General features: G+C 50.7%; 11 protein-coding genes and 1 other annotated feature. Of the genes, 3 read left to right on the top strand and 8 right to left on the bottom strand.

The window, feature by feature from the left end; genetic code table 11:
- Nucleotides 1-82 precede the first annotated feature (82 nt).
- The 4 genes from ABFD83_07285 to raiA form a co-directional block, all read right to left on the bottom strand.
- Nucleotides 83-403, bottom strand: coding sequence for a hypothetical protein (locus ABFD83_07285; GenBank protein ID MEN6356873.1), 321 nt, complete (start codon nt 401-403; stop codon nt 83-85).
- Nucleotides 404-493: 90 nt separating this feature from the next.
- Nucleotides 494-1,444 carry a 1-phosphofructokinase gene (gene pfkB / locus ABFD83_07290; GenBank protein ID MEN6356874.1) on the bottom strand — a complete coding sequence of 317 codons (951 nt, stop codon included), beginning with the start codon at nt 1,442-1,444 and terminating at the stop codon, nt 494-496.
- Between the two features lie 88 nt (nt 1,445-1,532).
- The gene (locus tag ABFD83_07295; protein MEN6356875.1) at nt 1,533-2,480 is read right to left on the bottom strand and encodes a ketose-bisphosphate aldolase; all 948 of its coding nucleotides are present in this window, start codon (nt 2,478-2,480) and stop codon (nt 1,533-1,535) included.
- A gap of 125 nt (nt 2,481-2,605) precedes the next feature.
- On the bottom strand, nt 2,606-3,169 hold the full coding sequence (gene raiA / locus ABFD83_07300) for a ribosome-associated translation inhibitor RaiA (protein ID MEN6356876.1): 564 nt from the start codon (nt 3,167-3,169) through the stop codon (nt 2,606-2,608).
- Nucleotides 3,170-3,543: 374 nt separating this feature from the next.
- Here raiA and ABFD83_07305 point away from each other — a divergent pair, with 374 nt between their 5' ends.
- A complete protein-coding gene (locus ABFD83_07305) occupies nt 3,544-4,881 on the top strand; it encodes a hypothetical protein (protein ID MEN6356877.1) in 1,338 nt (445 codons plus the stop codon).
- Nucleotides 4,882-4,932: 51 nt separating this feature from the next.
- Here the strand turns inward: ABFD83_07305 and ABFD83_07310 are convergent, their stop codons facing one another.
- From ABFD83_07310 to mtaB, 4 genes are all read right to left on the bottom strand, one after another.
- Nucleotides 4,933-5,805 (bottom strand): ParB/RepB/Spo0J family partition protein, encoded by an 873-nt coding sequence (locus ABFD83_07310; GenBank protein MEN6356878.1) that lies wholly within the window; start codon nt 5,803-5,805, stop codon nt 4,933-4,935.
- Nucleotides 5,783-6,559 (bottom strand): AAA family ATPase, encoded by a 777-nt coding sequence (locus ABFD83_07315; protein MEN6356879.1) that lies wholly within the window; start codon nt 6,557-6,559, stop codon nt 5,783-5,785. Before ABFD83_07315 ends, ABFD83_07310 begins: the two co-directional genes overlap by 23 nt.
- 101 nt (nt 6,560-6,660) lie before the next feature.
- Nucleotides 6,661-7,005 (bottom strand): histidine triad nucleotide-binding protein, encoded by a 345-nt coding sequence (locus tag ABFD83_07320; protein MEN6356880.1) that lies wholly within the window; start codon nt 7,003-7,005, stop codon nt 6,661-6,663.
- A gap of 57 nt (nt 7,006-7,062) precedes the next feature.
- On the bottom strand, nt 7,063-8,352 hold the full coding sequence (gene mtaB / locus ABFD83_07325) for a tRNA (N(6)-L-threonylcarbamoyladenosine(37)-C(2))-methylthiotransferase MtaB (protein MEN6356881.1): 1,290 nt from the start codon (nt 8,350-8,352) through the stop codon (nt 7,063-7,065).
- A 111-nt stretch (nt 8,353-8,463) separates the two neighbouring features.
- Nucleotides 8,464-8,684, top strand: a binding site (T-box leader).
- Nucleotides 8,685-8,724: 40 nt separating this feature from the next.
- On the opposite strand from mtaB, the gene ABFD83_07330 reads away from it, so the two are divergent.
- Nucleotides 8,725-9,213: a hypothetical protein gene (locus ABFD83_07330; protein MEN6356882.1), complete on the top strand. Its 489-nt coding sequence runs from the start codon at nt 8,725-8,727 to the stop codon at nt 9,211-9,213.
- Nucleotides 9,214-9,505: 292 nt separating this feature from the next.
- The coding region (locus ABFD83_07335; GenBank protein ID MEN6356883.1) for a valine--tRNA ligase at nt 9,506-11,679 on the top strand (2,174 nt) is incomplete at its 3' end.

The following is an 11,679-nucleotide window of genomic DNA, read 5'->3' on the forward strand; positions in this document are numbered from 1 at the left end:
ATTGCGATTATTGGAGCAACATCATGCATATGCATCACATTCTTCGCGGATGATTACTATTCCTTCAGAATATGATAGGAGTTTATTCGGAGTCCTGGAAAAGAGTCGCGAAACGGTCGGCATACTGCGACTCTATGGCAGAAAAAGCGAGGTAGAGCGAGAGTGTCCATAGAGCGACAATTGCCTCATCCGAAGGCATCTCAAGTATCCGTGCAAAGAAGTCACGAATAACCTCTTCGTATGAATTGCACGGCTCATCGAGGATGATGCGGTTGGAGAACTCCTCCGGCAGGACGTCGGTCTCCATCCGGTCCAGAAATTCCCTGACATTAGCAGGCGTGGCGTGTGCAAGGTTATCCCCAAACTCCGAGCGCACTATTTTCCTGAATTCACCCAGTTTCACGTGTCCGCACTCCTGGTTGCTTCCCACCCATGATCAATTTAGCCGCATGAAAGCTATATGTCAATGGGTGGAAGTGATATTTAAGGAGTTTTACGAAACGCTTGGCGCAGGCTGTATGACCGTTACCTTGACCTCGTCTATAAGCTTATCGACATCTTCTCTGCTTCCGATATCGGTGCCGCTGCTCATGGCGGTTGCGGCGCCGGCGGCGCAGCCCGCTTTAAGCGCATCTTGCACGTCCCGGCCGTTTTCCAAGGCCCACAATATTCCCGCGATCAACGAATCTCCCGAACCGATTGTGCTGATTGTTTTGACAGCGGGTGTCACAGCGTAATAGATCTCGTTTTCGTAACAGGCGATGGCTCCCTGCTTACCCAGAGAAATCACTACCAGTTCGATACCACGTTCGGCCAGAGACAGAGCGCCGCGAGCTGCATCGGCTATGCTTTCGAACTGCTTACCCAATATACGCTCGGCTTCATCGCGGTTCGGCTTGATCATGAACGGCTTTGCTTTGAGGCCTACGGAGAGCGCCTCGCCGTCGGCGTCGAGCACAGCCTTTGCGCCGCCCGCCTGAGCGATCTCGATCAGCACTTTATATACATCCTGGTTGATTCCCGTAGGCACACTCCCGCCAAAGACCATATATTTGCACTTGCGAGAGATATCCTTTACCTTCTCGATCATCGTCACCAGCTCTTGATGTTCGATAGGGCCGCCGCGTTCATTAAAAGTTGTGGGGGGAACGTTTGCGGATTCTTCGACGGCTATGCAGGTCCTGGTCGGCCTCTGAGTAGGCACGATCTCAAGATCAATCTCGGCCTTGTCGAGCACCATTCGAATAAAGTCGCCGGTATTTCCACCGAGGAAGGCAAGCGCCGTGGTTTCGGCTCCAAGACGGGAGAGCATGCGGGAACAATTGATACCTTTGCCTCCGGCATCAGTCTCAAGGCTGATTACGCGGTTGGTATCATTGGGTGCGAGTTTAGATATGTGAATGGTCTTGTCGAGTGCCGGATTGAGCGTAACGGTAGATATCATGTAAATGCAGCCCCTTGTGGAAAAGAGCTGAAAGTGGAAAGCTGAAGCCATGACTGGCAAAAGCTCTCCACTCTCCACTCTTTGACTATTATTTCAATGCCGTGCGGACTTCGTCGAGGTGTCCCGCTGAGCCAAGCAGCTCATTGCGGCTGGCGATGAACTTCGCGTACTCTTCAATAAAGATTTTGCCGACCGGTCTGAAGTCAAAGACTTCCGGCTTGTCGCGGAAGAACTCACGGTGAACGCGGGTCCATACAAGACGGCCGTCGGTATCGATATTGATCTTGCAGACGCCCAGCTTAGCTGCGGGTAGATACTGCGCCGGGTCAACGCCCTTCGCGCCCTTCAATGCGCCGCCCGCGGCGTTGATTCTTTCGACCTCATCCTGAGGAACGGAAGAAGAGCCGTGCATTACAAGCGGGTAGCCCGGGACCAGCTTCTGAATGCCCTCGATGACTTCGAAGTGGAGCCCCTGGCCGCCGGAGAACTTGAACGCGCCGTGGCTGGTGCCGATGGCGCATGCGAGGCTGTCGCATCCCGTGCGCTTAATAAACTCAGCGGCCTGCTTGGGGTCGGTGAGATGAGCCTTGTCTTCGTCTACTTTGATGTCTTCTTCAACTCCGCCGAGTTGGCCGAGTTCTGCTTCAACGCTGATTCCCTTGGCATGAGCCTTCTCGACTACTCTCTTGGTGATGGCGATGTTCTCTTCAAAAGACTCATGGCTTGCATCAATCATAACTGAAGAGTAGAATCCGCTCTCGATGCAGTCGTAGCAGGCTGCTTCGTCGCCGTGGTCAAGATGCACCGCAAAGACTGCGTCCGGGAAGATCTGATCTGCTGCGCGGATCATTCCCTCCAGCATCAGCTTGTTGGTGTAGGAGCGGGCACCCTTGGAAATCTGGATGATGAACGGAGCCTTGCTGTCCATGTTGCCCTTGAAAAGGCCCATTGTCTGTTCGGCGTTGTTGATATTGTAAGCGCCGAGAGCATACTTGCCATAGGCTTGCTCGAAGAGTTGCTTGGTTGTAACGATCATTTGCTTATCCCCTTATTAAAATAGCGGGCCTTGTTCCCGCCTAACCTTACGTACAGCAAAAACCGCCTTCCCGGCGTTTCCGGGATGGCTGCTGCGTTTTTGCTATTAACGATCCATTTTGACACCTAGAGCGGCTCAATAAGGCCGTAGTTACCGTCATCTCTCTTATAGACCACGTTGACGTCTTCAGTCTGAGCATTTCTGAAAACAAAGAAGTCATGGTGGAGCAGTTCCATCTGCTGGGCGGCTTCCTCGGGAGTCATAGGTTTCATTGCGAACTTTTTGGTGCGGACCACAGTCGGCGCTTCTTCGATTTCGCCCTCAAAGCCTTCAGGGCCAAGTGATTCGGTCCTGATTCCCTCGCGGATTGTTTCCTTTTCCTTGGGACCTTCGGCGATGGTCTTATCGTAGAGCTTGCCTTTGAATTTCTTTACACGAGATTCCAGTTTTTCAGCGACCTGATCGATTGAACCGTACATATCGGTTCCACGGCGTTCTTCTCCTCGGAGAAGGATACCGTCGCCCTCAAGTTGGACCTCGACCACGTGCAGCCCACGCTGCACGCTCATCGTAACTGTTGCTCCCTTAAGATCGTGAAAATATTTCTCAAGCTTAGGAAGTTTTTTTTCAACATATGCCTTAAGGGCGTCGGTCACCTCAAAGTTCTTGCCCTTAATTTGTATAAGCATTAGGCGTAATGCTCCTTTCGCGCTGCCTTTTCCAAGTCTCGAAAGTTTATCACAATTTCTGGACGGCTGTCAACGCAGACATGGTTTGTTTCTATATCTGATATTGGCATCTTTTGGTGCAATCTAATCACGACAGAGAAATGTAGTGCTCCGGCAACAGTAGATTTCTAATCTTTCCTTCTCTACGATATTGATCTTGACAGGCAACCGCAGACAACAATAACACAGATACATCACAGCGCTGACAGAAAACTAAGGTCTTTGATTGTGATTAAGCATCATATCGCTGGCATGATATTGTTACGCTTGCGTTGACTGACTTGAATACCTGAACTATAATCACTACAAATCTCTTGTGATTATGGAGGAGAAAAGTGCGAAATACAGTTATAGTGCTTACAATTGCGCTCCTGTTAGTATCGATCGTCTGTGCCTGGTCAGATGAGACAGCGGCAGTTGCACCCGACAATGCCGCGATTTCCCCGGATTTCAAGTATGAGATCCCGTCAGTTACTCCCGACACCCAGGTATTCCGACGGACGCCGGTTATTGATGGAACTGTTGAAGATGGCGAATGGGACACATATTACACTTTTGAGGTTCCGGGATGGAATGCGACGACATTTGCCGATTGGGATTCAAATTGCATGTATGCCGCGGTCAAATCAAATAGACCTCTGGATTTTCTTGTTGTTCTCGATTGCGGTGACGATGGCTGGTTTCATGGTGAAGATAATTATGAGTTTAGAACAACCCGCGGCACCGATGGTTCAATGAATCTGGCGGTGAGCAGATATGAGTCTAAAAACACCAAGCTGCCTATTGCTTTACCGGTCTCGCAAGAAGAGGCTTCTATGGTAACTATTAAGAGCAGCAAGTCAGATGACTCGTATGTGATCGAGCTTTGCATTCCTTCAAGACTGATTAAGAGTTTGAAATTCGGCAATGGACGGCAGGTTGGTTTACAGCTGGCTGTGAACGCAGGCCCGGACGAGACGGGTTGGGTACCCAACAACGAGCTTGGTGATACAAAGGGGTGCACATTGGTGGATAAAAAGATCGTATCACTCAAGCCTCTTGAGCTTGGCTTTGACCTGAGAGACAGCGTGATTGCCCGGGGTGACGATGTAGTTGGAAAGCTGCACATAACCAATGGCGGCAATGAAACTGTTGACGTACGCAGTTATCTCATCGCTGGTGAAGGTAAGGCAGGCAAATATATGAGCAGTGAGATGACCCGATTAGAAAGTATTCCCCCTGGACAGCATTTGACAAAGGACTACAGGGCGACTGTCCTATCAGATATGAGCTCTGGAAGCTGGGCGCTGGGCGCGGAGGTGAAATCTTCGACAGGTCGCTTAGGAAGCGCTATAGTGAGTTTTGATGTGGTTGATCCATTTGAAATTGAGTCAAGGCTTCCTGATAGAGATGTCCGGGCTGATGTAAAGGACGTAACAGTCGGCGTGGTAATTATGAACAATAGGCGTTCGGAGATAAAGGGCAGCGCAAAGGTAATATTCCCGACTGGTTGGGAAGTATGGAGAGGCTTAGACACGCGAATGTTCAAAATTGGTGGTCGCAGCAGCTCGGCTGTTTCATTTAAGGCAAAACCGCCTCTTGGCGCAATTGGAGAGGTTCCAATCAAGATGGAAGTTACAAGTAATGGAGAAACAAAGAGCGTCGAGGGTACTATAAGAATAGTAAACCCATAGAGAGATAATAAAAGGAGAAAGAGAGACCGCATTTTTGCGGTCTCTCTTTTTTTAAGCATTACAGAGGAGTAGCAGAATACGCTCTAAATCATCGTCGGTGTAAAATTCGATTTCAATTCTACCTCGGTCTTTGTTTCGCACAATGTTGACCTTTGTTCCAAACGCCTCTCGTAATCTTGATTCAATTTCAGCAGCGTTGGGGTCTTTGGCGGAGACAGATGTTTCACGTGAAACATTTTGCCGGATGCTCTTGGAGGACTTTGCCTTTGACCATTCGCGAGCAAGCCGTTCAGCCTCCCTGACTGTAAGTCCTGCTTCGACAATTCGCTGTGCGCATTCTATTTGATCGTCTTCGCCTTCAATGGAAAGTATTGCGCGTGCATGCCCCTCAGTGATCTTGCCACCCTTGAGATGATTTCTGACTTGCTCGGGCAAATTCATCAAACGCATCGTGTTGGCCACGGCGGATCTGCTCTTACCGAGCCCGAAAGCAATATCTTCCTGCGAAAGTCCGAATTCATCACAGAGTCTTTTGTATGCAATCGCCGCATCGACAGGGCTTATGTCTTCACGCTGGATATTTTCAATGAGAGCGACTTCCAAACTCTGTTCATTTGTCATTTCCCTGACTACTGCCGGTATTCGTGCCAGTCCGGCGGCAGTTGCGGCACGCAATCGTCTCTCACCTGCCACAAGCTCGTATTCACTCTCGCCCTTTGTCCTTACAACGATGGGCTGAAGGACGCCATGGACGCGAACAGAGTTGACGAGATCCTGGAACTTTTCATCATTCATTGCCTCGCGCGGCTGGTATGGGTTAAAAGTGATTCGCGCGATCTCAATTTCATTGCCGGGTTTTCGTTCTTCCCTTTCAGCTCCGGGAATCAGCGCTCCAAGCCCTTTACCGAGACTCTTCTTCTCCAAATTCGATTACCTCCGCCGCAAACTTGATATAGGCCTCTGCGCCTCTTGATTTGGGATCATAACTGATTATCGGCTTTCCATGACTTGGAGCCTCACTCAATCTTACGTTTCTTGGAACCACAACAGAAGAAACTTTGTCGCCAAAGAAACGTCTGACTTCATCAACCACCTGCATCGACAAGTTTGTTCTGTAGTCAAACATAGTCAACAGGACCTTTGCAATCTCCAAATGCGGATTCAGGTGCTGCCTCACAAGCTCGATGGTTCTCAATAACTGGCTTAAGCCTTCAAGCGCATAATACTCGCATTGTATGGGCAGCACTACATATCCCGCTGCTGCGAGGACATTTACGGTAAGCAGTCCCAAAGACGGCGGACAGTCGATAATGATGAAATCATAATTGTCTTGAATCCGCGCTAATGACTGCTTCAGTTTTGTCTCGCGTGACATAGTCGACATTAACTCAATGTCCGCCCCAGCGAGGTCAAGGCGCGCCGGCACCAGGTCAAGTCCTTTGGTATCCGTCTTAACAATCACGTTCTCTATCGGTTCTTCATTAATTAGTACATCATATATACATTTATTCAATTCCGACTTGATTACGCCAACGCCACTTGAGGCGTTGCCCTGAGGGTCGGTATCTACCAACAGTACCCGTTTACCGGCAACACCCAGACATGCCGCAAGATTCACAGAAGTGGTGGTCTTGCCTACTCCGCCTTTTTGATTTACAACAGCTAATATCTTTACCATTATCCCCGCCTGCAATTCATTCATCCATGAGTTAGCCATCCATGCTCCTATCTCCTCCGAGCAGGGCTAAATCACTTGTATCCAATGCCTATGCGCAAATCCTATCCTGGGGGCCAGCCCAATTTTCTTCCGCCAAGCAAGTGAAAATGCACATGCCAGACAGATTGCCCGGCTCCCTCATTGCAATTAGTAACGACCCGATAGCCTTCATCGGCGATACCGCGTTCGGCTGCAATTTTATTTGCGACAACCAAAATGTGCCCCATAAGGCATGCGTCCTCACCGTCCGAAACATCGGATATTCGCGCGATGTGCTTTTTGGGGATCACCAATACGTGGACAGGAGCCTGAGGATTGAGGTCGTCAAAGGCAACTACAAGTTCATCCTCGTAGACAAGCTTGCCGATTTCCTTATTTGCAATTTTGCAGAAAATGCAGTCATTCATTGTGGGCCCTCCTTTACAAATCAGATATTAATATTGGAAGTGAAAATGTGTTGGCAATCAGTAGCGAACAAGCCCTCTTGCACACCCGTCATTGTCAACACCGACAATCTCTATACCGGCAATACTGCCTCTTAGAGCAAGATCGCATTCAAAAACGACACTCAGATAATTGTCCGCATACCCTGTTAGCTGCACGCCGGATTTTCCTGAAGCCTTGGAACCCTTTCCCGACGCCGTCTCAACGAGCACCTCTAGGGTCTTGCCGATGTGAGACGTAGCAAATCTCATCATAGCATCATTTCCAAGCTTCGACAGTTTTTCAGCTCGGACCCTTTTTGTTTCAGCGTCGACCTGGCCTGTCATATCAGCGGCCTTTGTCCTGGGCCTGGGCGAGTATCTGAATACATGGAGCCGCGAGAAGTCCACTCTCTCGATCATGGCGCATGTATTTGCAAACTCTCTGTCGGTCTCGCCCGGAAATCCGACGATAACATCAGTAGTAATCCCGATACCGTCGATTCTCTCCCTTACTCGACTGATTATTCTATCATACTCCTTGGCGTCGTAAGGACGGTTCATGCGCGCCAAAACATCACTGTCTCCACTCTGAAGCGGTATATGCAGATGCCGGCAGACCTTGGGATCGTTCATAACATCGAGCAGATGATCGCTCACTTCCCACGGCTCTATCGAGCTGAGCCTGATTCTCATTATACCGTCTATCTCTGCAGCTTTCGTTATCAGTTCGGGCAGGCGCATATCACCATCTTCATATGAGCCGAGCCTGATACCCGCCAGCACGATCTCCTGGTATCCGAAATCCGCTAATGACCTCAGTTCATCCAAAATATTAGGCACCAGCCTGGACTTCCTGCCTGCTCTTGCATATGGGATCACGCAGTATGCGCAGAACTGATCGCACCCATCCTGGACTTTAACCACCGCGCGCGTTCGTGTTCGAGGACGTGGTTGCATACCGGATGCTGTGTGTCGCAAGTCAGAAATACCAAAGTGAGCTGCCAGCCGTTCGGCTATTGCATCCTTTTCATCATGCGCAACGACCAAACCGACACCCTCGAAAGATCGAATTTGAGCTGGCTCGATATCAGCATAGCAACCTGTGACCACAATAAATGCATCGGGGTTTAACCTCAGAGCCTTGCGCACAGCAGCGCGCGACTTCGAGTCGGCCACGGCTGTTACGCTGCAAGTATTTATGAGATAGGCATCAGCGTATGATGAGAAAGGCACACTCTTACAACCAGCCTTCTCCATCGATTCGCGGATCTTCTCTGTCTCGTATTGGTTGACCTTGCAGCCAAGTGTATGGTAAGCGATTGTCGGCATATCTCGTCCATGGTACCATCTGCCAGGACACAGGTCAATTGAAAACGCCATTCTGAGGGTATACGACTTTACAATCCAATCCAAACACGCTAGAATAACTTAATATAGAATATAGGCGCGGGGAAGAGTAGACGGCAGGAGTCTATAGAGAGGAAGCGTTCGGTGTAAGCTTCCGGCAAGTGCCGCTCGAATGTCGCCTCGCATGCCGCGGGAAGAACGGATTAACTCTTAGTAGAACCCGCCGGGTATGCCCGTTACAGCCGCATGAGCTTTGCTCAGTTTAACTTGAGCAGAGGAATCAAGGTGGTACCACGAGTCCTGTCGTCCTTGAAAAGGGATGGCGGGGCTTTTTGTTTGTTCAGAGGTGATCTGATGGTCGATGAAAAGTTGGACTATTATGAAGCCAAGTCATGGTTTTGGACACGCACATTCGTTTGGGTGGTGCCCGCCTTTATCATTACAGCAATTGGCCAGTATTTCTTTTGGCGTTACAACGCACTGATCGGGTCCGCGTCGCTGAAATTGTGGAGCTCGATTTTAGGAGGGGTAGCATCTGTCCTTATCGGCTTACTGGGAGCCACACTCTCACTGGAGTTTGTGTGGATGCGTCTGGGTCAGCGTTATGGCTATGTCATAAACGGGCCGGTATGCGCGATAATGTCCGGCATTGCGGCTTTTCTGCTGTGCGGAGCAATTCTTAGCATAATGCAAAACGATCCGTATAACCCGATGTCTCAGGCTGAGGTTCAGACTACATATATGCTGATGCAGTTCGGTATCGGCGCATCGATGTTCTGGGGACTTATCTTCGGCAGTTGGTTTGCCATGAGGCGAGACAAGTATTTTATTGAGCAAATATGATTTCCATCACGAAAACACGAAAGGGAAGAAACACGAAAAGAAAATTTCGCGGTTTCGTATTTTCGTGCTTTCGCGATAAGTTTATCCCTCCAGGTATCCTGCCTGTAGAGAAACCATAGGAGCTTCGTTCGGGCTGGATATCCGATCCGGCCCGCAAGAGAATGTTGCGATTTAAATCGCATAATTATGTGCGGTCGCGATAAGATATCGCGCCCGATCATGTGTCGAGCGGCGACGGTTTTGGGCTTTGGGCTATCTACTCTCCGCTCTCAGCTTTTTAAGGAGTCTATAAATGAGCGACAATTCAAAACAAGCGGCAGAGCTGCCGAAAGTATACGACCCGACCAATGTCGAGAATAAGTGGTATAAGTTCTGGCTGGATAAAAACTATTTCCACCCCCAGCCGGACGAGAGCAAGTCCAAATACAGCATTACAATCCCACCGCCCAATGTTACGGGTTCGCTGCACATAGGCCATGCGCTTTGCTACAGCATCCAGGATGTCCTGATCAGGTGGAAGAGGATGCAGGGTTTTAACACTCTCTGCCTGCCCGGGACCGACCATGCCGGTATCGGCACACAGAACAAAGTCGAGCAGGCGCTTGCAAAAGAGGGCCTTACCCGCCATGACCTGGGCCGGGAGAAGTTCCTTGAGAGGGTGTGGGCCTGGAAGAAAGAATACGGCGGACAGATTATTCACCAGTTCAAAACGATGGGGTTCTCCTTCGACTGGGAGCGCGAGCGTTTTACGATGGACGCCGGATACACCGACGCCGTTCTGGAATCGTTCATTCGGCTCTTTGATAAGGGTTACATATACCGCGGCGCGCGAGTCATCAACTGGTGCCCGCGCTGCCGCACTGCAATATCGGATATCGAGGTCGAATACGTGGAGCAGCGCAGCCATCTCTGGCATTTGCGCTACCCGCTGGAGGATGGCTCGGGATATATAATCGTGGCGACCACCAGGCCCGAGACCATGCTCGGTGATACAGCCGTTGCTGTAAGCCCTGGCGACAAACGATATGAAGCGATGGTAGGCAAGAACGTCAAGCTCCCACTCACTGACCGTCTGATCCCGATTGTGGCTGATGAGCATGTGGACATCGAGTTCGGGACGGGCGCGGTTAAGGTTACACCCGCGCACGACCCCAATGACTTCGAGATAGGCATGCGCCACAAGCTGCAGCAGATAGTGGTTATCGGCCCGGACGGCTCGATGACACAGGAAGCCGGGACTGATTATGAGGGCCTGGACCGATTCAAGGCTCGCCGGAAAGTGGTCGATGATCTGGATAAACTCGGCCTGCTCGATCATATAGACGACTATTCCCACTCAGTAGGCACATGCGAGCGCTGCCACACCACAATCGAGCCTCTGCTCTCTGAACAGTGGTTCTGCAAGATGAAAGAGCTTGCCGGGCCGGCTATAGATGTGGTGAAGCAGGGCAAGGTGAAGTTCCACCCGGACCGCTATGAGAAGATATTTGTAGAGTGGATGGAGAACGTCCGCGACTGGTGCATATCGCGACAGCTCTGGTGGGGTCACAGGATCCCGATCTATAAGTGCGACGAGTGCGGAGAAGTAGTTGCCGCCAGGAGCCGGGAGGACGCGATAAGCAAACTCAAGTGCGGCCACTCCAGCGTGACCCAGGATACTGACGTGCTCGACACCTGGTTTTCATCCGCGCTCTGGCCATTCGCGACTATGGGCTGGCCAAAACAGACACCGGAGTTGAAGAGTTTTTATCCGACGGATGTGCTGGTGACCTCGCGCGAGATCATATACCTTTGGGTCGCCAGAATGATCTTCTCCAGCCTTGAATATCTGGATAAGATACCGTTTGAGGATGTGTATATCTACGCCACGGTCCTCAACGAAGAGGGCAAGCGTATGAGCAAGTCCCTTGGGACAGGCGTGGACCCGCTCGAGCTCATTGGCAAGTTCGGCGCGGACGCCCTCAGGTTCGCTCTGATCCAGCAGACGGGCATGAACCAGGATATCAAGTTCTCAGACAAGCGCGTGGAGGACACCCGCAACTTCGGAAACAAGATTTGGAACGCCAGCCGGTTCGTGATTATGAACCTGGAAGGCTATGGGGGAGAGGGCCTGGATGAGGACGCTCTCCATCTCGAAGACCGCTGGATAATCTCTCGGCTGAACCGAGTGATCGAGACGGTAAACTCCAGCCTGGCGACATACAATATGGACGTAGCGGCCCGCGCTATCTATGAGTTCCTTTGGAGCGAGTATTGCGACTGGTATATAGAGCTGGCAAAGCCCAGGCTCAGAGGAAGCGACGAAGAGAAGTCTCAAGTCCAGTCAGTCTTATATTATGTGCTGGAGGCAACCCTGCGGCTGCTGCACCCGATCATGCCGTTTATCACCGAAGAGATCTGGCAGGCTCTGCCGCACGAGGGTGAGAGCATAATGTTTGCGCCTTACCCGGAGGTGGATGTGAGTAT

It is taken from the genome of Armatimonadota bacterium (assembly GCA_039679645.1).
Classification (GTDB): domain Bacteria; phylum Armatimonadota; class UBA5829; order UBA5829; family UBA5829; genus UBA5829.